Here is a 23,098-nt window from a genome sequence, read left to right as displayed (position 1 = left end):
CGTTCAGTCTGATTGTTATTCACGCCAGTGCTCCGGTTTCATTAAGGCCTGCGCACATTGGATGTCGCCGGCACGATCAAAGGGTTGTGCGGAGAGGGACTGCATCATCCAGCAGGCCTTATGTTCCTCCGCAATGGGGTAAGGCGCGGGAAAGCCTTTGTCTCCTGCACAGGGTTCAAATCCATGTCGCGGATAGTAAGTGGCATGACCGAGAACAAAAACGCACTGGCATCCCATCGAACGTAAGTGTTCTATACCGGTACGAATCAATAATCCGCCCACGCCCCTCCCCTGGTATTCAGGGATGACCGCCAGGGGAGCAAGGATATGCATCAGAGGGGAATCCATTTCTCCTTTGAATGTCGCCCGGGTAAACAGGATATGCCCGACAGCGTTACCTTCCTGTCTGGCCAGTAACGATAACGCTGGACGCGCAGTGTCGTCCTCGAGCAAAGAAGCCACCAGGCAGGCCTCTTTACTGTAGCCAAAGGCGCGGGTTTCGACTTCCCGGATGTCGTTGGTATCACTTTCATCGGTAATATGAATAGTGAAGTTGCGTGTTGTCATAACGCTCTCCTTAGCGGTTATCTGGCTGAGCACGCACGTTGTTCAGCCCGGTGGTATTAATGCGGTACGGCTGACCATTGACGGATTTGATCAGCTTTTTGGTTTTGAGTTTTTTGAAGACGGCAAGTGTACAGTCGGCGAGCAGCAGCCCTTCGCGACTGTAGCATTCAACGGCGGTGACGCGGCCTGACGCATCGCGGACGTGCGCAATACGTCCACCTTTGGCGAGAACGTGTAAGGTACGTTGTTCCTGACGGGATAAATTCATACTGGAAAACCTGTTTAATCATCATGTGCAAAACGTGCAAACACACAGCGGTGTCCGCATTCGATTTCGGCGCATTGATAATCAGTCCGGCCTGAAAAGGTCGGGGAAACTGATTATCAGATGATTACATTCTCCAGCATCAAAGCCTCGGGTTGAGTTGAAAGGTATTTACGAGGTGAATGGTAACACGTAATTTCAGCAGGGATATGCACAGGTCGGAAAAATGTGATCGCCGTCGAAATCACACCCGTCGTCGCGGACATTGCCTCATTTACCATCGCAAGCCATATTTGCGAAGATGAGGATAACCGAGATTGAGCGCCAGATTCAGGGTCGCGCCCCCCATTGCCTGCCGCTACCGACAGGCAATAGAAACGTACTTACCGCTGACGCGTTGCCGCTTTCATGCTCATCACAAATGCCTTTAACTCAGCCAGCATCGTTTCCTCATTATCTCTGTTTTCTCAATAATCCTGACGATGGCAGAGCCTGAAATGGCCCCCGTCGCACCAGCGTTAATTGCATCCGCCACCTGATCGGGCGTGGAAACCCCAAACCCCTGCAGTGTCGGTGGAGCCTGTTGCATAAGATATGTTCAGCATTCGTCTGCATAGTAGACAAACGCCAGCTTATTGCCGTCGGGATCTCTGACATAGGCGCTATGAAAGCCTTGTCCATACTGTGGTCTGTGACCCGGCGCGCCTTCATCCGTGCCGCCCAGGCGAAGAGCGAGCGCGTGAAGTTGTTGGATATGTTCGACGGATCGGGCATTCAGCGCCACCATCGTGCCATTTCCGACACCTGCGGCCTGGCCATCAAAGGGTTTGCCAACGCACAATCCGGTGGTGTGGTTTTCACTGAACATCCCCCATGATGCGCCCTCTTCGCCGCGGCCTGCTTTCGGGTGCCCAAGCAGCTCCATTAACGGATCGTAGAAACCGATCGCACGTGGCAGATCATTCGTACCCAGCATGATGTAAGAAAACATACTCCCTCCTCATTTGATGTCGCAGGGATTATCCGCTTGATCCCCCTGCGGGCGTCACTGTCAGGTTACGTGTGACTAACATACCGAACGGCAGCGAGTCGTTAAGCGCGTCAGATCAATAGAACAGACCTATACCGTAATGAAAATTGATTGAACTTATATCCCCGGCGATCGCCGTTTTGCTGGTCTCAACGTATCTCTTGGCCGGTGAGCAGGATGGCAACGCTGGAATTTTTTTTCATGTCCCTTTTCCGCTCAGTACGCCATCCAGTATGTATGGATAAAATAAGATGGATGAGAATGCGGTTCTGACATTGCTCAATGAGCGGGGTATGTATTTGCCGATCGGATTTATTACGGCTGTTGGCTTTTTACGGTCATTTTCCGACAGACGTTCAATCTGATGACATACTCCGGTTTAAGCATGATGCGCCTTCATCCTGACTTTGTGAGTTTTGTAGTGACTGGTATCAGTGCTATCTAGCGCAACACAACTTTACCCAGCAGATACGTGGTTGCCTGTCCGCCGATATGTACACGCTCCCCGGCACTCTGACAGCGTAGCTCCCCACCGCGTTCGGCCCCCTGATACGCCAGCATCTCCGTTTTGTTCAGTTTTTCCGCCCAGTAAGGAATGAGCATGCTATGCGCTGAACCGGTAACGGGATCTTCCGCTACGGCTTCTCCTGGACAGAAGAAACGGCTGACAAAATCGTATTTCCCTTCACCCGGTGCGGTGACACAAACCATTTTCCCGAAAGGGATCATCGCGTGGATATTCGGGCGCAGCGCGTCAACCTGCTGCTGATTATCCAGCACCACCATATAATCCCGCCCGACGCGCATGTCTTTGTATTCCGTGATACCCAACGCCTCCAGCAGAAGAGACGGCGGCGTGACGGACTCAGTTCCCCAGGCAGGAAAATCCAGCGTCAACCATTCACCGCTACGTGCAACAGTCAGCGGGCCAACAAATCGGGTAGTAAAATGGATACTGTCGCGCGGATAATCCAGATGTTCAAAGATGACATGAGCTGCCGCCAGCGTGGCATGCCCACACAGATTGATTTCTCCTTGCGTGGTAAACCAGCGCAGCTCAAAGCCGTTTTCAGCGGGGACAAAATAGGCCGTTTCTGACTGGTTATGTTGTTTAGACATCTTCAGTAACGTCTCATCAGGCAACCATTCGGTTAGCGGACAGACTGCTGCGGCATTGCCGCCAAACGTCGTGGTACTGAAGGCATCAACCATGTAAAAATCAATTTGTTGCATCGCGCAAACCTCGAATGTTCTTTGTGTAATTTACACTTTATCATGCCACGACGACCTGTCGTCTTTCATTTTCAGGTATTCATATTCAGCGTACTGGCAGTGCGATAATTCTGCTATTAAAACTGCGTACAAGATCACATTTAATCATCGCATTACGGTTCAGCATGTTGAACAAGGCATATTTTCAACTGTGCAATGCCGATATTATTTATTCTAACCACAGGAGGGAGCCAGTATGGTTCGCAAAGGGTGTAATTCATTAGTCCGTGCCGAAAAAATATTAACTCATATTGCATGGGTAGGCGTGGCGAGTTATATGGAGCTATTAAAAGAATTCCAGTATCCCAAAAGCAGCCTGCTTAATTTATTAAATGTGATGGTGGAGTGCGGCTTCTTAATTAAAAACAAAAATGGCCATTATTCGCTGGGAATAAAAAACTACGAACTGGGTTGTCAGGCACTGCACCGCCAAAATATCTTTGAGGTGACGAAACGGCCTATGCAGGAGCTGTCGCTGAAAAGCGGCCTGGTTTGTCACCTGGGGGCAATGGAGCGCTATTCTGCTATCTATCTCGACAAGGTTGAAAGCCCGGAATCAGTGCCAACGAGTAAAAGCTGGATTGGCAAAAAACTGGAATTACACATTACCGCGCTGGGTAAAGCGTTATTAGCCTGGAAAACACGGGAAGAACTGGATTATTTTTTAGATGCGATCACGTTAACGCCGCATACGCGCAATACGTTAACCGATAAAAAGTTATTTCTGGAGGAGTTGCAAAAAACACGACTTCGGGGATGGGCCATAGACAGTGAAGAATCAACCTATGGCGCGGTATGTTTAAGTATGCCGGTATTCAATATGTATAACCGGGTCAACTATGCGATCTCGCTGTCAGGCGATCCTGTGGTTTATTCAGGAAATAAGATCGACGGCTATCTGGAACTGCTCCGCAAATGTGCCGGGCAAATATCTTATGGGCTGGGCTACAGAAACGAAAATGAGTATTTACGAAAAGGAAACTGAGGTAATGAGAAAATTCAGCGGCATTATTCCACCGGTATCCAGCACGTTTCATCGTGACGGGACCATTGATAAAACAGCAATGCGTCAGGTTGCCGACTTCCTGATCAATAAGGGAGTCGACGGGCTGTTTTACCTTGGCACCGGGGGTGAATTTAGCCAGATGAATACCGCCCAGCGAATGGCGTTCGCCGAAGAAGCCGTTGCCGTTGTCGGTGGTCGGGTTCCGGTCCTGATTGGCGTCGGTTCGCCTTCTACTGATGAAGCGGTCAAACTGGCACAACATGCCCAGGCCTGCGGCGCTGACGGCGTCGTCGCGATTAACCCCTACTACTGGAAAGTCGCGTCACGCAATCTTGACGACTATTACCAGCAGATCGCCCGTAGCGTCACGCTGCCGGTGATCCTGTACAACTTTCCGGATCTGACCGGTCAGGACTTAACCCCAGAGACCGTGAAACGTCTGGCGCTGCAAAATGAGAACATCGTCGGAATCAAAGACACTATCGACAGCGTCGGCCATCTGCGCACGATGATTAACACCGTTAAGTCAGTGCGCCCGTCATTTTCGGTCTTCTGCGGCTACGACGACCATTTACTCAACACCCTGCTGCTGGGCGGCGATGGCGCAATATCCGCCAGCGCGAACTTTGCTCCGGAGCTCTCTGTCGGTATCTATCACGCCTGGCGCGAGGGCGATCTGGCAACTGCCGCTACCCTGAATCAAAAGCTGCTGCAACTGCCGGCGATTTACGCCCTGGAAACGCCGTTTGTCTCACTGATCAAATACAGCATGCAGTGCGTGGGATTGCCGGTGGAGACGTATTGCTTGCCGCCGATTCTCGATGTGTCAGAAGAAGCCAAAGAAAAAGTCCATGCACTGCTGGTCGCGCAGGGAATTATATCGCTCTGAGGAGAAGATCATGTCTGTTCGCTCTATTTTTGCTGACGAGAGTCACGATATCTACACCGTCAGAACGCACGCCGACGGGCCTGACGGTGAACTGCCGCTGACGGCGGAGATGCTCATCAACCGCCCGAGCGGGGATCTGTTCGGGATGACGATGAATGCCGGAATGGGCTGGTCTCCGGATGAGCTGGATCGCGACGGCATTTTACTGCTCAGCACGCTGGGAGGGTTACGCGGGGAAGACGGTAAGCCCATCGCACTGGCGCTGCACCAGGGTCACTACGAGCTGGATATCCAGATGAAAGCGGCAGCAGAGGTGATCAAAGCGAACCGCGCCCTACCCTATGCCGTGTATGTTTCCGATCCCTGCGACGGACGAACACAGGGTACAACGGGCATGTTTGATTCACTGCCATACCGTAATGACGCCTCAATGGTAATGCGCCGCCTGATCCGCTCCTTGCCCGATGCGAAAGCCGTTATTGGCGTGGCGAGCTGTGATAAGGGACTCCCGGCCACCATGATGGCCCTCGCCGCGCAGCATGACAAACCGACAGTGCTGGTGCCTGGTGGCGCGACGCTGCCCGCGAAGGATGGAGAAGATAACGGCAAAGTGCAGACCATCGGCGCACGCTTCGCCAATGGCGAGTTATCGCTACAGGACGCTCGTCGTGCTGGCTGTAAGGCCTGTGCCTCCTCTGGCGGCGGCTGTCAATTTCTGGGTACCGCCGGGACATCGCAGGTGGTGGCCGAAGGTCTTGGGCTGGCGATCCCGCACTCTGCGCTAGCCCCTTCCGGTGAGCCGGTATGGCAAGAGATCGCCAGAGCATCCGCGCGGGCAGCGTTGAACTTATGTAAAAAAGGTATCACTACCCGGGAAATCCTTACCGACAAAGCGATTGAGAATGCGATGACGGTTCATGCAGCGTTCGGCGGTTCAACAAACCTGCTGCTGCACATCCCGGCGATTGCCCATCAGGCAGGCTGCCATGTCCCGACCGTTGACGACTGGATCCGCATCAATAAGCGTGTGCCCCGACTGGTGAGCGTGCTCCCGAATGGTCCGGTTTATCACCCGACAGTGAATGCATTCATGGCAGGCGGTGTGCCGGAAGTGATGTTGCATCTTCGCAGTCTTGGATTGCTGCATGAAGACGTGATGACCGTAACCGGCAGCACACTGAAGGAGAACCTCGACTGGTGGGAACACTCCGAGCGGCGGCAGCGATTCAAACAGCTGCTGCGCGACCAGGAACAGATCGACGCCGACGAGGTGATCATGTCACCGCAACGCGCACGGGAGCGTGGCCTGACTTCAACGATCACCTTCCCGGTTGGCAATATTGCTCCGGAAGGATCGGTGATCAAATCCACCGCCATTGACCCTTCGGTAATTGATGATCAAGGCATCTATTACCATAAAGGGGTGGCGAAGGTTTATCTGTCCGAGAAAACAGCAATTTACGATATCAAGCACGACAAAATTAAAGCAGGCGATATTCTGGTCATTATCGGCGTTGGCCCTTCCGGTACCGGGATGGAAGAAACCTACCAGGTTACCAGCGCCCTGAAACATCTGTCTTATGGTAAGCATGTCTCCCTGATCACGGATGCGCGTTTCTCGGGCGTTTCCACTGGCGCGTGCATTGGTCACGTGGGACCGGAAGCCCTCGCCGGAGGGCCAATCAGTAAATTACGCACCGGGGATATTATTGAAATCAAAATTGATTGCCGCGAACTTCAGGGCGAAGTCAATTTCCTCGGAACCCGTAACGATGAAAAATTACCCTCACGGGAGGAGGCTACCGCAATATTGAACGCCAGACCCAGCCATCAGGATTTACTTCCTGATCCGGAACTGCCAGACGATACCCGGCTTTGGGCGATGCTTCAGGCAGTGAGCGGCGGGACATGGACGGGCTGTGTTTACGATGTGAATAAAATCGGTGCGGCCCTGAACGATTATATGAATAACACCTTAAAGCAAAAATAATAATATCCAGACCGCTAAATAACCCGGCTACACATTATTAAAACATTGTGTAGTCGGACTATGACCGGTCGCAACCCTACAATGAGAGGACGTTATGCCACTAATTATCGTTGTGGCAGGGATTGCTTTACTCCTGCTTTTAACCATTAAAATTAAACTCAATACGTTTGTTTCCTTAATTATTGTCTCGATTGTTGTCGCCATTGCCAGTGGAATGGATCTGAATAAAGTCGTCACGTCGGTCGAATCCGGCCTTGGCGGTACGCTGGGCCATATTGGTTTAATCTTCGGCTTCGGCGTGATGCTCGGTCGCTTACTGGCTGACGCGGGTGGCGCACAGCGAATCGCCCTGACCATGCTGAATTATTTCGGTAAAAAGCGGCTTGACTGGGCGGTAGTCTGTTCAGCCTTTATCGTCGGTATCGCACTCTTTTTCGAAGTTGGCTTAATTCTTCTGGTGCCTATTTTATTCGCCATCGCCCGTGAAGCGAAAATATCGCCGATGTTTATGTGTGTGCCCATGCTTTCCGGTTTGCTGGTCGCGCACGGTTTTTTACCTCCGCATCCCGGCCCAACCGTTATTGCCCGTGAATATGGCGCAGATGTGGGACTGGTACTGATCTACGGCATTATTGTCGGCATTCCGACCTTTATTCTTTGCGGGCCGATATTGAACAAATTCTGTCAGAGGATTATTCCTGACGCGTTTAAAAAAGAAGGGAATATTGCCTCCCTCGGTGCGACCCGCCGGTTCAGCGAAAACGAAATGCCCGGCTTTGGCATCAGCTTTCTCACCGCGATGCTGCCGGTGATCCTGATGGCGGTAGTGACAATTATCCAGATGACCCATGCTAAAAACGCCTCGGAGTCAGGCACGTTCTATAACGTATTACTGTTCTTAGGTAACTCGACGATTGCAATGCTGATCTCGTTGCTGTTCGCGATATATACCATGGGTCTGGGTCGCGGAAAGACAATCCCTGAACTGATGGACTCCTGCGGCAAAGCCATTGCCGGTATCGCAGGACTGTTGCTGATTATCGGCGGTGGTGGCGCATTCAAGCAGGTGCTCATCGATTCTGGCGTGGGTCAGTACATTTCTACTCTGGTCTCAGGCATGGATATTAATCCGATTCTGATGGCCTGGGGCGTTGCCGCGTTCCTGCGTATTTGCCTGGGTTCTGCCACCGTAGCAGCGATCTCGACTGCCGGACTGGTTATCCCGCTGCTGGCGGTACATCCCAACACTAACCTGGCGTTGATTACGCTGGCCACCGGAGCGGGTTCCTGTATCTGCTCCCACGTCAACGATGCCAGCTTCTGGATGATTAAAGACTTCTTCGGCCTGACAACCAAAGAGACGCTGCTGTCCTGGACGCTGATGTCAACGCTGTTATCCATCTGCGGACTGATATTTATCCTGCTCGCCAGCATGGTTCTTTAATTCTCCTCTCGCCAGTGGATCGCGTTGTCGATTCACTGGCGCCCCTCCCTTCACGTGGTATCAGAAAACAACTGTTAACAGCTTACAAACGTTAGCAATGGGCCGAGCAGCAGTATTGTTACTTTTGTATTCTGTTAACGCGAACCACAGGCGGTTGCGTTTTGGTGTCCAGACTGCCGTTAATACTGATCATTTGATCGGGTTTTACCGTGCGACCATCAAAGACAGAGAGTGGAATCAGCGTATGGATACTGCCGGTTTTATCGCGAAAAACAAATTTATCATCGCCCAGATCGTCAATCAGATTACCACGCAGAGAGATGGTCGCGCCGTCATGCATGGTTTTAGCTTGTTGAACCGTCATGGTTCGCGCATCTTCAACACCACGATACCCCTCATCCAGGGCGTGAGGCGGCGGCGGTGCCGTATCTTTTTTCAGCCCACCATTATCGTCAGCAAACACTGTCGGGATTAAAAAACAACATAGTAATGGTGCCACGGATAATTTCATTTCACCCTCATCTCATTGTCGACTTGACTTATTAAGTCTGATTGCTATTCCTTAATCTGGCAAACTGGAAGAGTCTTAAAAGGTAATAGTGTTACGAATCAGATAACTGACGGGATACAAGCGAAACGGTGAGGTTAAAGATGCCCAGAGAAAACATGAAAGTCCCCGGCATTGAAGAGAGTCAGCGTTTTCTGAATTTTGAAGCGAGATTTCATAAGATTGGGTTTGTTGTTTTACTGTGTATTATTTCCCTGGCCATAGTCGGTGTTTTTTCTGGTGGTTATTTCAGTGATTCGATGAAAACGAATACTACCGGGGAGGTGACATTAAATTTTGAACGGTTTGGTCGATTGCAAACAGAATTTAAATTAAAAATCTCTGCTACAGACCAACGATCCGGGAAGAATATTTATCGCATTGGTGGAGATTTCAATTCTTTTTATGAGACAGCGAATATCTGGCCTCAACCTGACAGCATGTACAGCAAGGGAGACGATCTGTACCTGGTGTATAACACACATGAAAATCAGCAAGATACCTCTATCTGGTTACTCGTTACCCCTGTAAAGCCTGGCAGCGCAAAAAGTGTTATTCAATTAAACTCCGGCCCTGAAATCGATTTCAGGCAATTTATTTATCCGTAGGAGGTCTGTATGGAAATGGTGCTGAGGGCCTTAGCCATATATCTTATTTTACTGGTCGTGTTTAAGATTGCTGGACGCCGGGCGTTATTACAAATGACCAGTTTCGACCTGATTTTGCTGTTGATTATTAGCGAAGCCACACAGCAGGCATTGTTAGGCAATGATTTCTCCGTTACCGGAGCAATGCTCACCATTGTCACGTTGGTGACAATCGACATATTGTTCGGATTCATTAAAAAACAGATGCATGGGGCTGAATCTGCTCTCGATGGATCACCGGTTATTCTGCTGGAACACGGCGAACCATTAATGGAAAAGATGAAAATGGTAGATGTCTCTCTCGACGATATCTTAGTGGCTGCCCGGCAGAGCCAGGGCATTACGGAGCCGGGTAAAATTAAATACGCCATTCTGGAGCGTAATGGGCATATTTCAATTATTCCTGATGAGGATTAAGGAAAAAGACAATGAAAAATTCGGCATATAACGAGGCGAAAACCGCTGGCGTGTTAACGAAACAGATGGCGAAGACGTTTATTGCCAAGGGCTTATCCTCGACCACAGCTGAATCGACATCTGGCTACCGCACTTTGCGCTGAGGCAGATATGGCTGTATTTATGATGCTTCGAATTCATTAAATTTGTTCTACGCTTATTTATGCTTGTCAGAAAGATAGACTGAGGTGAATGAATGGCTAATAAATATAATGAAAAACAGGTGGCTATTATGACAAAGACAGAGCGTTTTCCTGCTCGCCTTGTCCACACCCACAAAAACGCTTTGTGGAGCTTGTCGGAAAAAAGCAACCACGTCCCGCTGCCCCGATCGTAGTGAAGAAAGCTATCCGGGATAGTGGTCGACTTTTTGGCAGCAAAAAGCAACCTTCAAGACCCATGTCTACTCAATATTATGGATGACCAAAGCGGCGATCGTTGCTTTTACAAAATCGCAGGCAAAGCGACTGGCGCTGATAAATGCTGTTACTGGACGGTTTTACAATGTTGTGGAGACCAACCACAGGAGAACGACTGATGAAAGTACTGACCTGTCAGCGCTCTCAACATGTCAACATCGATACACTCGCGGCGGACGATATCGTTGCTCTGGCTGAATATTTATCCACCCAGGGTTCATATAACCTTGATGTTATACGTATTTAGTTTGAATCCTCTATTCCCAGATACCCAGGAGATTACATGGCTGACGTAAATGAACGCATTGAAATCCTCGAGAAAAACCTTAATGATCTGAGCCTCGATCTGCACGCATCAAAGGTTGCTATTAACGTTTTATCTACGGTGGTAAACACCCTAAGTGGTGAACCTGGTTTACTTGAGAGATCATATGAGCAAACCAGAAGTTCTGCTCCACTTGTAAAGTTCAATCACCCGGTAGAGGAAGGTTATGAGGATAAACTTACGGAGAGAATATTGAATTTACTCTCGACTACCCAACACGAGCTTTAATAATCCACAGCTTCCTCAGAGGATAAGCGGAATATCCTCTCGGGAGGATCGCATTCCGGGCTCCCCCAGCCAGGGACAAATCTGCCCCGGAGCGGGTGTTCCGATATGCACACTATTCCCCTCAATGGAAAACCTGGGCGCAGTAGTGACGTACGCACTGTCTGCCCATGGCATAGCGTGGACAAGCTGGCAAAACTTTGAACAAAGAGTAGATGTTTATGTCCATCATCACCGCTGAAGGACGCATAGCATATGGGGTATATCAATCAACGGGGAGTCACTCAACTTAAGCAGGTACATTTGTTTTGTATTAAGATGCTTATCCGGCAGGTGCTTTAAGATCAAGTCCCAGGATCAAGATGGATTTTTCAACATGACCAGAACAGAAAGGCTTCTCGAATTATTACAGATATTAAGGGCACAACGATATCCGATCACAGCTTCCGCTCTCTCAGATCGATTAGGCATAAGTGTACGCTCCCTTTACAGAGATATTAAAACGCTACAACACCAGGGCGTGTCCATTGAAGGAGGCGCAGGAATTGGATATATCATCAGGTCTGACTTTCATTTACCTCCCTTAAATCTTTCACATGAAGAAATCAATGCTATTATACTTGGGTTAAATTGGGTTTCTCATAATACGGATTATGATTTCAAAAACACCGCAAGGAATGCGCTTGCCAAAATACATGCCGTTATCCCCGGTGAATTAAAAAATCTTATTGAGAGTCAATCCTATCTGACCGGCCCTTCAGAAAAGAATGAGTTATTTTTCGAAGACATTCGTAGTGCTATTAAAAATCAAAAAAGAATCAACATAACGTATCGTGACAAGAAAGATGTTTACTCTTCTCGGGTCATATGGCCCATCGCGTTGATATATATGGAATCATGCTGGCTTTTGGTTGCATGGTGTGAGATGAGAAATGATTTTCGTCATTTCAGAACTGACCAAATCGAAGAGATTGTGCAACTGGATTCCACGTACAGGGAAAGCAGAACGACTTTATTGAAAAAATGGAGAATTAAAGAAGGGATCTGCGTGGGGAAAGAGTACTGACAAAAACTGTCACAGCGAGTTTGTATACTACCCCAGCAGTAAGACTCAATCCTACTTCATAGGGGAAATTATGGATTTTCAGAATAAAGTAGCTGTGATAACAGGAAGTACTACAGGTATAGGTGAAGCCGTCGCAGAGCAATTACACAAACAGGGTGCGAAGGTCGTCATTATATCCCGCTCATCAGAGCAGGCTAAACAAAAAGCGAAACGGTTATCTTCACAGGGACAACAAGCAATAGGGATCGGATGTGATGTGTCGCAGCCTGAACAAGTACGGAAAATGATAGATGACGTTATCAAACATTTTGGCAGGCTTGATTATGCTGTAAATAATGCAGGCTTAACAGGAGAGCATGATAAAAATATTACAGAGCAGACAGTTGAAAACTGGGATAAGGTCATTGCTACCTCATTGAGCGGCATTTTTTACTGCTTAAAATACGAGATACCTCAGATGATAAAGTCTGGTGGCTCTATTGTTAATTTATCTGCAGTAAATGGACTGGTTGGCATTCCTGGGTTGGCATCTTATACCGCGGCTAAGCATGGTATAATCGGCTTAACCCAAACCGCAGCGCTTGAGTTTGCATGTCAAGGCATTCGAATCAATGCGGTCGCGCCGGGCTATGTCCAGACCCCACGAATGAGTGAATTCCCTGAAAATATCGTACGTAGTTTCGCAAATAGTCACCCAATGAAAAGGATGGCAAGAATGCAAGAAATAGCAGACTTCATATTGTTTTTGCTATCAGACAATTCAGCGTTTTGTACCGGAGGCGTTTATCCCATTGATGGTGGTTATTTAGCTGAGTAAAATTCACTTAACCCTTTTAAATGATAATAATTACCTCACCTGTGTGGTTGGCTAAACGGGAGCGACAGAACACCTGTCGTTCGCGCTTCCGTTGTAGGGCCAATAATAGACACATTATTCGCATGGATTGTCTGCTCTCCATTGGTCATACATCGTGCCATTAACCCTATCTGCGTCTGGCATAACGCGAACAGAATAAAAGATCATTAAGTCTGTTGTGCGCAAGAAGCAGAAATAATGAGCAAGGCTATTGTTTATAGCGGCGCAGGCTGGATGCAGGGTACCGTTGATAGCGCTATTGTGCTTAACGTGCACGAGATAAACACACTCTACAGGCAAAAAATTCGCGCCATGCTGTGGACATGTTCCATTCGGACAGACTGGCCGCACCCTCGACGTTTAAACAGAAATAGAAGCGATGTGCGGTTGAAACGATAAAAATCGTTGGCAAGCGTTATTCGCCTGAGCACCAGGATCGCACAATGATAAGAAAAGATGACTGATTTCATTGGCTGTATGGGGAAATATACCAAGTGAATATACCAACACTATACCAACAGCCAAAAAAACAAAGGGGTTACCTTTCGGTAACCCCTTTTTTTAATCTGGCGGAAGCGCAGAGATTCGAACTCTGGAACCCTTTCGGGTCGCCGGTTTTCAAGACCGGTGCCTTCAACCGCTCGGCCACACTTCCGGAATGAGGCGCACTATAAACATCCCGATGCGCTGTGTAAAGCCCGAATGTGTTCGTTTGCCTGAAAAACAGTCAAAATGTTGTTAATAGCCTGAAATAACAACAGATTGACCATTTATTCAGCACAATACTCATGCTTTATCAGCTATTCACTGTTACCCACGATGAAACCTGATTTAGATCAAATGAGTAAAGATGGGTAAAAGCGCTGTGTCGTCGTCTGTGTTTTCATTATCCTCCATCATTAATTACATCTGTCATAAGAGAGTGACTCATGGATCGTATTGTTAGTTCATCACATGACCGTACATCGCTACTTAGCACGCACAAAGTACTGCGTAATACCTATTTTCTGCTGAGCCTGACGCTGGCATTTTCGGCGATCACCGCCACCGCCAGCACCGTGCTGATGCTGCCTTCTCCGGGTCTGATTCTGACGCTGGTGGGGATGTACGGGCTGATGTTCCTGACCTATAAAACGGCGAACAAGCCAAGCGGTATTATTTCCGCGTTTGCCTTCACTGGTTTCCTCGGTTACATCCTTGGGCCGATTCTGAACGCTTACCTGTCCGCTGGAATGGGCGACGTGATCGGGATGGCGCTGGGCGGCACCGCGCTGGTGTTTTTCTGCTGCTCCGCCTACGTGCTGACCACCCGCAAAGACATGTCCTTCCTCGGCGGCATGCTGATGGCCGGTATTGTGGTGGTACTGATTGGTATGGTTGCTAACATCTTCCTGCAACTGCCAGCGCTGCACCTGGCGATCAGCGCGGTGTTTATCCTGATTTCTTCAGGCGCAATCCTGTTTGAAACCAGCAACATCATCCGTGGCGGTGAAACCAACTACATCCGCGCAACGGTTAGCCTCTACGTTTCGCTGTACAACATCTTTGTCAGCCTGCTCAGCATTTTGGGCTTCGCCAGCCGCGATTAACGGCAATCCGGCATGACACCCGGCCCCGCTTATGCGGGGCTGAGACTACTGACAAAGAAGGAAAAAACGTGGTTTTTACTTCTTTGTGGTTATCAGCCGAAAATCCATGAATTGATTTTCCAGGTTTTTAATAAGGTGATCTCTGCTTGTCCGGTATTGTGATGAGCCCTGTCATCCCTCTGGACTGCACCCCAAAAGTTGGACACTCAACTGAGTAAGGTGCAGTTTTTTATGGCAAAGCCAAAATATTCCCCTGAAACAAAACTGGCTGTGGTTAATCATTATTTGTCCGGAAAAGACGGAGAAGAGCGTACAGCCGACCGTTTTGGTGTTGAAAGAACTTCCGTCCGTCGCTGGGTCAGGGCGTGGCAACTCCACGGTATGGAAGGGCTGTCAGGGAAAAATAAACATCATTCAGCTGAATTTAAACTCGTCGTCGTCCGGGCGGTTATCCGTGACCACCTGACGATGCGTGAAGCAGCTGCCCGGTTTAATCTCTCTGCAGAAACGCTTGTCCGACACTGGGTCTGCGTGTACAACGATGCCGGAGCGGAAGGACTGCTAAACATTCAACGCGGGCGGCCTGGAAAAATGACAAAACAAAAAATCCCCCCATCCCCTACAGATAAAGAACTGGAAAAACTCTCCCCCGAAGAACTCCGGGCTGAACTCCGTTACCTGCGGGCAGAGAATGCCTATCTAAAAAAGTTGAAGGCCTTGGTTCAGAGCGAAAAAAACGGCAGCAAGCCCTGATAATCAGTGAACTGAGGCATAAGCACGCTCTGCGAGACCTCCTGCGCGCGGCAGGCATGTCCCGCAGTACATGGTATTACAATATGAATGCCCTGAAGCAGGTGGACAGGCATGCCGGGCTGAAAGATAAAATCCGTGAGATATACGCCTGGCACAAAGGCCGTTATGGCTACCGCAGGATCACGCTTTCGCTGAGAAAGCAGGGTCTGCTGGTGAACCATAAAACCGTGCAGCGGCTGATGACAGAGCTGTCGCTCCGGTCTCTGATAAGGGCGAAGAAATACCGCTCATGGAAGGGGGAAACAGGCAAGGCAGCCCCCAATATCCTGAGCAGGAACTTCAGTGCATCAAAAGCCAATGAAAAATGGGTTACGGATGTTACAGAGTTCTCGCTGCAGGGTAAAAAGCTGTACCTGTCGCCGGTACTCGATCTTTTTAACCGGGAAATAATCTCCTACAGCCTGTCGGAAAGGCCGGTGATGGAGATGGTTAATACCATGCTGCGGGATGCGTTCTTAAAGCTCGGACCAGACGACGCCCCCTTGCTGCACACAGATCAGGGCTGGCAATATCGGATGGCAGGCTATCAGGCAAAGTTAAAGGCGCAGGGCATGACGCAAAGTATGTCCCGAAAAGGAAACTGTCTGGATAATGCCGTGATGGAAAACTTCTTCGGGACGCTGAAATCGGAGTGTTTTTACCTGAGTCAGTTCAGCAATATCAGCGAACTGAGGAAGGCGATAGAGGATTATATCCGTTACTACAACAACGAGCGGATAAGCCTGAAACTAAAAGGCCTGAGTCCGGTAGAGCACCGGGCCCAGGCTCTGAAGGCCGCTTAATATAAACTGTCCAGATTTATGGGGTCAGTCCACTCTCGGCCCCGCTTATGCGGGGCTTTGTTTTTTGGTAAACTGCCGCTAGGTTGTCTAACGCAGTGAAGAATTATGTTGATCTTTGAAGGTAAAGAAATCGCTACCGACGCTGACGGCTATCTGAAAGATAGCGCGCAGTGGAGCGAGCCGATGGCGGTGGTCATTGCTGAAAACGAGGGAATTATCCTCTCCCCGGAACACTGGGAAGTGGTGCGTTTTGTGCGCGACTTTTATCTGGAGTTTAATACCTCGCCTGCGATTCGTATGTTAGTCAAAGCGATGGCGAATAAGTTTGGCGAGGAGAAAGGCAACAGCCGTTATCTGTATCGTCTGTTTCCAAAAGGCCCGGCAAAACAGGCCACTAAAATTGCTGGCCTGCCAAAACCGGTGAAGTGTATTTAATAACGAATACTAAAACCGGTAAACGCCTCTCGAGGACGGTGCGGCTCACTCAGGACTCTGTCTACCCGGGCAGAACGCGGGCCGCCGTCCTTGAGCCATTTCAGTAATTTGTCGACCTGCTCCGCTTCGCCGCTGGCAACCACCTCCACGCTGCCATCATCCTTGTTCCTGGCGTAACCGGTTAAGCTCAGACGCCGTGCCTCCTGCTGCGTGGTATAGCGAAATCCCACGCCCTGAACCCGGCCATAAACCCACGCGATAATGCAGACTCTCGACATTGTTATTCTCCTTCACATCCTCGGGCGCGTTGCAAATCCGGGTAAAACTCAGGACAATGGCGCCCATTTCTTTGATTCGACAGAACCGTTAATTATGAGTGTACGTTTAGTGTTAGCCAAAGGGCGCGAAAAATCATTACTTCGCCGCCATCCGTGGGTCTTTTCTGGTGCCGTTGCCCGTATGGAAGGTAAAGCCAACCTCGGTGAAACCATCGACATTGTTGACCATCAGGGTAAATGGTTAGCCCGTGGCGCCTTTTCCCCGGCGTCGCAAATCCGCGCACGCGTCTGGACCTTCGACAAGAACGAGTCTGTCGATATCGCCTTCTTCACCCGCCGTCTGCAACAGGCGCAGCAATGGCGCGACTGGCTGGCGAAAAAAGATGGTCTGGACAGCTATCGTTTGATCGCCGGAGAATCCGACGGCTTGCCGGGCATAACCATCGACCGCTTCGGTCATTTCCTGGTGCTGCAACTGCTCAGCGCTGGCGCGGAATATCAGCGTGCCGCATTGATTAGCGCGCTGCAAGCGCTCTACCCGGAATGTGCGATTTATGACCGTAGCGATGTCGCGGTACGTAAAAAAGAGGGGATGGAGCTGACGCAAGGCCCGGTCACCGGTGAGATCCCCCCTGCACTGCTGCCAATTGAAGAGCACGGTATGAAGCTGCTGGTGGATATCCAGGGCGGTCACAAAACCGGTTATTACCTCGATCAGCGTGACAGCCGTCTGGCGACGCGCCGTTATGTCGAAAACCAGCGGGTGCTCAATTGTTTCTCCTACACCGGAGGTTTTGCTGTTTCTGCGCTGATGGGCGGTTGCCGTCAGGTGATCAGCGTCGATACCTCCCAGGAAGCGCTGGATATTGCGAAACAGAACGTTGAACTCAACAAACTCGATCTCAGCAAGGCAGAATTTGTCCGTGACGATGTCTTTAAACTGTTACGAACCTATCGCGATCGTGGTGAAAAGTTTGATGTCATCGTGATGGATCCGCCGAAGTTTGTCGAAAACAAAAGCCAGTTGATGGGGGCATGTCGGGGTTACAAGGATATCAACATGCTGGCGATCCAGTTGCTGAATCCGGGCGGCGTGCTGTTGACGTTCTCCTGTTCCGGCCTGATGACAACAGATTTATTTCAGAAAATCATCGCCGATGCCGCAATTGATGCAGGGCGTGATGTACAATTTATAGAGCAGTTCCGTCAGGCCGCCGATCATCCCGTGATCGCTACCTACCCGGAAGGGCTGTATCTGAAAGGGTTTGCCTGTCGCGTCATGTAACTTGAAAAGTGGAATTTTACCCTCATATCGAGAGTAATGATTTCCCGGGAGGTGACTATGATTGCCAGCAAATTCGGTATCGGCCAGCAGGTCCGCCATTCCCTGTTAGGATATCTCGGAGTGGTCGTGGATATCGACCCGGTCTATTCGCTTGCAGAGCCGTCACCTGATGAGTTGGCGGTCAACGACGAGCTTCGCGCCGCTCCGTGGTATCACGTGGTGATGGAAGATGATGACGGTCGTCCAGTGCATACCTATCTTGCCGAAGCGCAGCTAAGCAGCGAAACGCAGGACGAGCATCCTGAACAGCCTTCGATGGATGAGCTTGCTCAGACCATTCGTAAACAGTTGCAGGCCCCTCGCCTGCGTAACTGATCCTTACCAGGGCCCGATGGCGCATTGCTTCTCGGGCCTGTCTTCTTTCGGCCGCCAGACTCGTCGACTTACTTCGTTAACCCCAGTCGTGGGATCTCAATCGCCGGGCAGCGATCCATCACCACCATCAATCCCGCTTCGCGCGCCAGCACCGCAGCCTGCTCATTAATCACGCCCAATTGCATCCACAGCGTTTTCGCGCCAATCGCAATCGCTTCCTGAGCGACGCCCCATGCCGCTTCTGAATTACGGAACACATCCACCATATCCACTTTTTCCGGCACGTCCGCCAGCGTCGCGTAGCCCTTCTGCCCTAACAAGGTTTTACCGGCAACCTTCGGGGAAACCGGAATCACGTGATAGCCCTGATCGAGTAAATACTTCATCACGCGGTAGCTTGGACGGTCAGGCTTATCGCTTGCGCCAACCAATGCAATGGTTCGGGTCGAGGTTAAAATGCCAGCAATATCGGTCTCTTTCATCATCATTCTCCAGGCTGTTTTGCAAAGTGTACGACAATCCTGACAACCCAACCATGCGTCCCACCCGTAAGTATGAGAGCAAAACGCCAAAATATGTCTATATGTTAGTAAACGTGATTATCGAAAAATTTTGATACATTCTTACCCGGCGGTCCTTGGACAGGAGAACCCTATGAAAACCGGCACTGTGACCCTGATGATAGCCCTCTGCTTGCCGGTCACGGTTTTCGCTACCACTCTTCGTCTTTCAACCGACATTGACCTGCTGGTACTGGACGGCAAAAAAGTCTCCAGTTCACTCCTGCGCGGCGCGGACAGCATTGAGCTCGATAATGGGCCCCATCAACTTGTTTTTCGGGTTGAGAAGACAATCCGCCTCCCCAGCCATGCAGAACAGCTCTACATTTCCCCGCCGCTGGTGATCAGTTTTGACACTCAGCGCGTGGAGCAGGTTAATTTTCACCTTCCGCGCCTGGAAAGCGACCGCGACGCCAGCCATTTTGACGTGGCGCCACGGCTGGAATTACTGGATGGCAATGCGATGCCGATCCCGGTACAACTGGATATCCTCGCCATTACCTCAAAAACTAAAGCCATTGATTTTGAGGCAGAAACGGAGCGCTACAATAAATCGGCAAAACGTGCTTCCTTACCCCAGTTCGCGACGATGATGGCCGACGACAGCACTCTGCTTTCGGGGGTCTCAGAACTGGATACTATCCCGCCGCAATCTCAGACGCTCACAGAACAGCGTCTGAAATACTGGTTTCGCCAGGCGGACCCGCAAACGCGTAATAGCTTTCTGCAATGGGCGGAGAAACAGCCCTCGTCCTGATGTTTTGTTCCGTCCGGCTTTTTTTTCGTCTTTCTCTTGCAGCATCAGGCACATTCAGTACTCTGTAGCAAAACCCACAATGGAACTGAATGATGGAACTGACGACTCGCACTTTGCCGGCGCGTAAGCACATTGCGCTGGTTGCACACGATCACTGCAAAAAGATGTTGATGAGCTGGGTAGAACGCCACCAGCCGTTGCTGGAAAAACATGTGCTCTACGCCACCGGGACGACCGGAAATCTTATTCAACGCGCGACGGGTATGGACGTTAACGCCATGCTGAGCGGTCCGATGGGCGGCGATCAGCAGGTTGGCGCGTTGATTTCTGAAGGGAAAATTGATGTGCTGATTTTCTTTTGGGATCCGCTTAACGCGGTTCCGCACGATCCGGATGTGAAAGCGTTGCTGCGCCTGGCGACCGTCTGGAATATCCCTGTCGCCACCAATGTCGCCACGGCGGATTTCATTATCCAGTCGCCACACTTCAATGATGCCGTTGACGTGCTCATTCCGGACTATCCGCGTTATCTGGCTGAACGCCTCAAGTAATCCCGCGCAGGCGACGGGCGTCGCCTGTTGCTTACGGTTTTCTTACCACCGGCACGTCCAGGTCTTTGAGATCCTCCACGAAGCGTGAGGGGGTCGCTTTGTTGTACAGCAGCCAGACCCGATGGCGGGCGCGGGTCAGGGCAACGTAAAGCAACCGCCGCTCTTCCGCATCCGGAAAATCTTCCACAACCGGCAGCAACGCCTCTTCCATGATGGATTCACGCGCCGGTGCCGGGAACCCATCGCTCCCTTCCTGTAGCCCGACAATGATAACGTAATCCGCCTGTTGCCCCTTGCTGGCGTGGATGGTCATGAAATCAAGTTGCAGCTTAGGCCAACGGGTTGCCGCCTTTTCGAGACTGGCCGGTTTCAGATGGTGATAACGCGCCAGCACCAGAATCCGCTCGTCGGCTTGCGCATAACCGGAAAGCTTATCCAACAACGCATCAAGCTGCGTGTCATCCAGCAACGTAACGGCTTTCTTATCTCCCGTCGTCAGACTATTAAGCGGTTTCTTGAGTTGATGTGGGTTCTGCTGAATAAAGCGGTTAGCGATTTCGCCAATGCGATTGTTGAAACGGTAAGTGGTGTCGAGATCGCAACGGTCACCGTCGCCGAAGGTCTGATGAAACGCAGTCGTTAAGGAAAGCTGCGCGCCGCTAAAACGGTAAATAGCCTGCCAGTCATCCCCGACGGCGAACAACGTGGTATGGCTATTTTGCTTACGCAATGCAGCCAGCAGCGCGGCACGCTGCGGGGAGATATCCTGAAATTCATCCACCAGAATATGCTTCCACGGACTGACAAAACGCCCTTTTTCCAGAATCACAATGGCCTGATGAATCAGACCTGAAAAATCGACGGCGTTTTCCGCTTTCAGCGCACTTTTCCAGGCTTTCAGCAATGGCGCCATCAGCTTCACACGCTTTCCAAACAGATCCCGAATCTCCTCCGGTGCGCTGGCAATCATCTCCGCCTGGGCTCCGCCATGCATGCGCATCAGGCTCACCCAGCGATCCAGACGCGAGGCAAGACGCCGCTGTAGTTTTTCATCGTCCCAGAAATTGCCTTCCGGCACCGTCCACGCCATTTCCTCTTCCAGCCACTGTCGCCAGCCCTTCGCCTGCGCTTTTTTCTCGCTGCATTGTTGACGCCAAGTGCTGATGAATAGTTTATTTCGCGCGGCGGTGTCATTTTCAAGCTTACTGATGGTCGGTACTTTTTTGCTGCCCTGCTGAATGATGTGCAGCGCCAGGGCATGGAACGTCCGCGCCGTTATCTCCTCGGTATGCAGCCGCTCACGAATACGCTCATCCATCTCCTGCGCCGCTTTGCGACCAAAAGCCAGTAGCAGGATCTGTTCTGCGGCCGCTTCGCCCCGCGCCAGCAGCCAGCCCGCCCGCGCCACCAGCACGGATGTTTTACCGCTACCGGCCCCAGCCAGCACCAGCAAAGAATGTTCGCCATTGACGACCGCTCTGGCCTGAGCCGGATTGAGCGGTGACGATTCCACCTGCTGGAAAAAATCGGCGTATTCCGTCAACATCGTTTCGGTATACGCCTGGTTATGCTGCAGGCGACATGCCTCGATATCTTTCAGCCACGCCTGGCACTGTCGCAGCGCATCGCGACAGTTCTCAAACTCTTCCAGCCGGTTAACCGGTAACGGCAGCGCGGCAAACGCCCGCAGGATCTGTTGCTGTAATCCCGTCGTTTGCTCGCGCGTCAGCCAGGCATTTTGCCCGGTTCGGGCCGCAATCAAATCCAGTTGCTCCTGCAGTACGCCAGCCGCAACTTCACTCATCTCCTGGCTCCACTGCTGCCATCGGCTATTCAGATGGTGATGGAAGCGCTGAGTTTCTGCCCACTCGGTGCCATGCAGTCGCACCACTTTTTCGTCCGGCAGCACAAATTCCAGCTCCCCCCACACCAGCCCGCGCTTACAATGAATCGCCAGTAACTGATTGAAGGGAATGAGATATTCATGGCGATCGCCCGATACCTTAATGCCGGCATTAAGGATCACCGCCCGATCATACGGGTGTTGCGCCAGACGTTTACCAATAGACGTTGCTTTCAGTTCCATGACTCAGCCGATCCAGACAAAGCGTATTTCTTCTCAGTGTAACCGCCAGAGAATACGTGCTCCAGCCCAAAAAAACGTTACAATTGCCGGAAATCACAGAAAACCAGAATCAATCGAGGGTTTATGCGTACCGTTCTGAATATTTTGAATTTTGTGTTGGGGGGCTTTGCCACCACGCTGTCCTGGTTCCTGGCAACGCTGGTCAGTATAGTGCTGATCTTCACCCTGCCGCTCACCCGCTCATGCTGGGAAATCACCAGGTTGTCGCTGCTGCCTTACGGAAACGAAGCGGTTCATGTTGATGAACTGGATCCGGCGGGTAAAAGTGTGCTGATGAATACGGGCGGGACGCTGCTGAATATTTTCTGGCTGATCTTCTTCGGCTGGTGGCTGTGTCTGATGCACATCGCCGCAGGTATCACCCAGTGCATCACGATCATTGGTATTCCGGTTGGCATTGCGAACTTTAAGATTGCCGCGATTGCACTCTGGCCAGTGGGACGTCGCGTTGTCTCCGTAGAAGTTGCACGTGCAGCACGCGAAGCGAACGCCCGTCGCCGTTTTGAGTCATCAGGACGCTAAG

Annotated in this window: 26 protein-coding genes, 1 tRNA gene and 2 pseudogenes; 19 read left to right on the top strand and 10 right to left on the bottom strand. The window is 50.7% G+C overall.

What is annotated here, in order from left to right; translation table 11 throughout:
- Nucleotides 1–19: 19 nt before the first annotated feature.
- The 5 genes and pseudogenes from KI228_RS08645 to KI228_RS08625 form a co-directional block, all read right to left on the bottom strand.
- Nucleotides 20–567 (bottom strand): annotated as a pseudogene (locus KI228_RS08645) (GNAT family N-acetyltransferase).
- Nucleotides 568–577: 10 nt separating this feature from the next.
- Nucleotides 578–835, bottom strand: a complete 258-nt coding sequence (locus tag KI228_RS08640; protein ID WP_043001077.1) for a YjhX family toxin — start codon at nt 833–835, stop codon at nt 578–580.
- 380 nt (nt 836–1,215) lie between these two features.
- Nucleotides 1,216–1,412, bottom strand: a pseudogene (locus KI228_RS08635) (tryptophan synthase subunit alpha); the annotation flags it as partial.
- Nucleotides 1,413–1,430: 18 nt separating this feature from the next.
- Nucleotides 1,431–1,823 carry a VOC family protein gene (locus KI228_RS08630; RefSeq protein WP_044328647.1) on the bottom strand — a complete coding sequence of 131 codons (393 nt, stop codon included), beginning with the start codon at nt 1,821–1,823 and terminating at the stop codon, nt 1,431–1,433.
- 480 nt (nt 1,824–2,303) lie between these two features.
- A complete protein-coding gene (locus KI228_RS08625) occupies nt 2,304–3,095 on the bottom strand; it encodes a PhzF family phenazine biosynthesis protein (protein WP_061070268.1) in 792 nt (263 codons plus the stop codon).
- Nucleotides 3,096–3,330: 235 nt separating this feature from the next.
- On the opposite strand from KI228_RS08625, the gene KI228_RS08620 reads away from it, so the two are divergent.
- From KI228_RS08620 to KI228_RS08605, 4 genes are all read left to right on the top strand, one after another.
- Complete coding sequence (locus tag KI228_RS08620) at nt 3,331–4,119, top strand: IclR family transcriptional regulator (RefSeq protein WP_043001081.1); 789 nt, start codon at nt 3,331–3,333, stop codon at nt 4,117–4,119.
- 4 nt (nt 4,120–4,123) lie between these two features.
- A complete protein-coding gene (locus KI228_RS08615) occupies nt 4,124–5,029 on the top strand; it encodes a dihydrodipicolinate synthase family protein (RefSeq protein WP_043001082.1) in 906 nt (301 codons plus the stop codon).
- Between the two features lie 10 nt (nt 5,030–5,039).
- Nucleotides 5,040–7,019, top strand: coding sequence for a xylonate dehydratase YjhG (yjhG, locus tag KI228_RS08610; RefSeq protein WP_141227494.1), 1,980 nt, complete (start codon nt 5,040–5,042; stop codon nt 7,017–7,019).
- Nucleotides 7,020–7,113: 94 nt separating this feature from the next.
- Nucleotides 7,114–8,463, top strand: coding sequence for a GntP family permease (locus tag KI228_RS08605; protein ID WP_043001084.1), 1,350 nt, complete (start codon nt 7,114–7,116; stop codon nt 8,461–8,463).
- Between the two features lie 118 nt (nt 8,464–8,581).
- Here KI228_RS08605 and KI228_RS08600 read toward each other — a convergent pair whose 3' ends face one another.
- Nucleotides 8,582–8,974 carry a YdeI family stress tolerance OB fold protein gene (locus KI228_RS08600; protein ID WP_044264009.1) on the bottom strand — a complete coding sequence of 131 codons (393 nt, stop codon included), beginning with the start codon at nt 8,972–8,974 and terminating at the stop codon, nt 8,582–8,584.
- A gap of 140 nt (nt 8,975–9,114) precedes the next feature.
- On the opposite strand from KI228_RS08600, the gene KI228_RS08595 reads away from it, so the two are divergent.
- The 7 genes from KI228_RS08595 to KI228_RS08575 all read left to right on the top strand — a co-directional run bounded on the left by KI228_RS08595 (nt 9,115) and on the right by KI228_RS08575 (nt 12,965).
- On the top strand, nt 9,115–9,618 hold the full coding sequence (locus KI228_RS08595; protein ID WP_058587885.1) for a hypothetical protein: 504 nt from the start codon (nt 9,115–9,117) through the stop codon (nt 9,616–9,618).
- Between the two features lie 9 nt (nt 9,619–9,627).
- Nucleotides 9,628–10,074: a DUF421 domain-containing protein gene (locus tag KI228_RS08590; protein ID WP_043001087.1), complete on the top strand. Its 447-nt coding sequence runs from the start codon at nt 9,628–9,630 to the stop codon at nt 10,072–10,074.
- Between the two features lie 11 nt (nt 10,075–10,085).
- Nucleotides 10,086–10,217 carry a CinA family protein gene (locus KI228_RS24480; protein WP_257791654.1) on the top strand — a complete coding sequence of 44 codons (132 nt, stop codon included), beginning with the start codon at nt 10,086–10,088 and terminating at the stop codon, nt 10,215–10,217.
- A gap of 433 nt (nt 10,218–10,650) precedes the next feature.
- The gene (locus KI228_RS24475) at nt 10,651–10,779 is read left to right on the top strand and encodes a hypothetical protein (RefSeq protein WP_255347751.1); all 129 of its coding nucleotides are present in this window, start codon (nt 10,651–10,653) and stop codon (nt 10,777–10,779) included.
- Between the two features lie 36 nt (nt 10,780–10,815).
- Nucleotides 10,816–11,085, top strand: coding sequence for a hypothetical protein (locus KI228_RS08585; RefSeq protein WP_044258129.1), 270 nt, complete (start codon nt 10,816–10,818; stop codon nt 11,083–11,085).
- Between the two features lie 373 nt (nt 11,086–11,458).
- Complete coding sequence (locus KI228_RS08580) at nt 11,459–12,148, top strand: helix-turn-helix transcriptional regulator (RefSeq protein WP_044258130.1); 690 nt, start codon at nt 11,459–11,461, stop codon at nt 12,146–12,148.
- A 70-nt stretch (nt 12,149–12,218) separates the two neighbouring features.
- The gene (locus KI228_RS08575) at nt 12,219–12,965 is read left to right on the top strand and encodes an SDR family NAD(P)-dependent oxidoreductase (protein WP_061070270.1); all 747 of its coding nucleotides are present in this window, start codon (nt 12,219–12,221) and stop codon (nt 12,963–12,965) included.
- A 606-nt stretch (nt 12,966–13,571) separates the two neighbouring features.
- Here the strand turns inward: KI228_RS08575 and KI228_RS08570 are convergent.
- A tRNA-Ser gene (locus tag KI228_RS08570) sits at nt 13,572–13,659 on the bottom strand.
- A 274-nt stretch (nt 13,660–13,933) separates the two neighbouring features.
- On the opposite strand from KI228_RS08570, the gene yccA reads away from it, so the two are divergent.
- The 3 genes from yccA (at nt 13,934) to tusE (ending at nt 16,623) form a co-directional block, all read left to right on the top strand.
- Nucleotides 13,934–14,593: an FtsH protease modulator YccA gene (yccA, locus tag KI228_RS08565; RefSeq protein WP_012905355.1), complete on the top strand. Its 660-nt coding sequence runs from the start codon at nt 13,934–13,936 to the stop codon at nt 14,591–14,593.
- 231 nt (nt 14,594–14,824) lie between these two features.
- Nucleotides 14,825–16,188, top strand: a protein-coding gene (locus tag KI228_RS08560; RefSeq protein ID WP_141227527.1) for an IS3 family transposase whose coding sequence is annotated in 2 segments (ribosomal slippage) — nt 14,825–15,293 and nt 15,293–16,188 — 1,365 coding nt in all. Because the reading frame shifts where the segments join, the coding sequence is not laid out codon by codon here.
- 105 nt (nt 16,189–16,293) lie between these two features.
- Nucleotides 16,294–16,623, top strand: a complete 330-nt coding sequence (tusE, locus tag KI228_RS08555) for a sulfurtransferase TusE (RefSeq protein WP_043001148.1) — start codon at nt 16,294–16,296, stop codon at nt 16,621–16,623.
- Here the strand turns inward: tusE and yccX are convergent.
- Nucleotides 16,620–16,901, bottom strand: coding sequence for an acylphosphatase (gene yccX, locus KI228_RS08550; RefSeq protein WP_061070308.1), 282 nt, complete (start codon nt 16,899–16,901; stop codon nt 16,620–16,622). The genes tusE and yccX overlap by 4 nt on opposite strands.
- A 94-nt stretch (nt 16,902–16,995) precedes the next feature.
- On the opposite strand from yccX, the gene rlmI reads away from it, so the two are divergent.
- Nucleotides 16,996–18,186: a 23S rRNA (cytosine(1962)-C(5))-methyltransferase RlmI gene (rlmI, locus tag KI228_RS08545; protein ID WP_044256297.1), complete on the top strand. Its 1,191-nt coding sequence runs from the start codon at nt 16,996–16,998 to the stop codon at nt 18,184–18,186.
- A 57-nt stretch (nt 18,187–18,243) separates the two neighbouring features.
- Entirely contained in the window at nt 18,244–18,561 is a 318-nt protein-coding gene (gene hspQ / locus KI228_RS08540) for a heat shock protein HspQ (protein WP_042319966.1), read from the top strand.
- 68 nt (nt 18,562–18,629) lie between these two features.
- Here hspQ and KI228_RS08535 read toward each other — a convergent pair whose 3' ends face one another.
- Nucleotides 18,630–19,043, bottom strand: a complete 414-nt coding sequence (locus KI228_RS08535; RefSeq protein ID WP_044256299.1) for a CoA-binding protein — start codon at nt 19,041–19,043, stop codon at nt 18,630–18,632.
- A 172-nt stretch (nt 19,044–19,215) separates the two neighbouring features.
- Between KI228_RS08535 and KI228_RS08530 the strand changes: the two genes are divergently transcribed.
- Together KI228_RS08530 and mgsA are read left to right on the top strand one after the other, a co-directional pair.
- Nucleotides 19,216–19,878 (top strand): DUF2057 family protein, encoded by a 663-nt coding sequence (locus tag KI228_RS08530; protein ID WP_043001152.1) that lies wholly within the window; start codon nt 19,216–19,218, stop codon nt 19,876–19,878.
- Between the two features lie 92 nt (nt 19,879–19,970).
- Nucleotides 19,971–20,429, top strand: coding sequence for a methylglyoxal synthase (gene mgsA, locus KI228_RS08525; RefSeq protein ID WP_044256300.1), 459 nt, complete (start codon nt 19,971–19,973; stop codon nt 20,427–20,429).
- Nucleotides 20,430–20,460: 31 nt separating this feature from the next.
- Here the strand turns inward: mgsA and helD are convergent, their stop codons facing one another.
- Entirely contained in the window at nt 20,461–22,515 is a 2,055-nt protein-coding gene (gene helD / locus KI228_RS08520) for a DNA helicase IV (protein WP_061070309.1), read from the bottom strand.
- A 123-nt stretch (nt 22,516–22,638) separates the two neighbouring features.
- On the opposite strand from helD, the gene KI228_RS08515 reads away from it, so the two are divergent.
- Nucleotides 22,639–23,097, top strand: coding sequence for a YccF domain-containing protein (locus tag KI228_RS08515; RefSeq protein ID WP_043001155.1), 459 nt, complete (start codon nt 22,639–22,641; stop codon nt 23,095–23,097).
- Nucleotide 23,098: the final 1 nt, after the last annotated feature.

It is taken from the genome of Citrobacter amalonaticus (assembly GCF_018323885.1).
Taxonomy (GTDB): domain Bacteria; phylum Pseudomonadota; class Gammaproteobacteria; order Enterobacterales; family Enterobacteriaceae; genus Citrobacter_A; species Citrobacter_A amalonaticus.
This window is presented reverse-complemented; position numbering and strand designations above follow the sequence as displayed.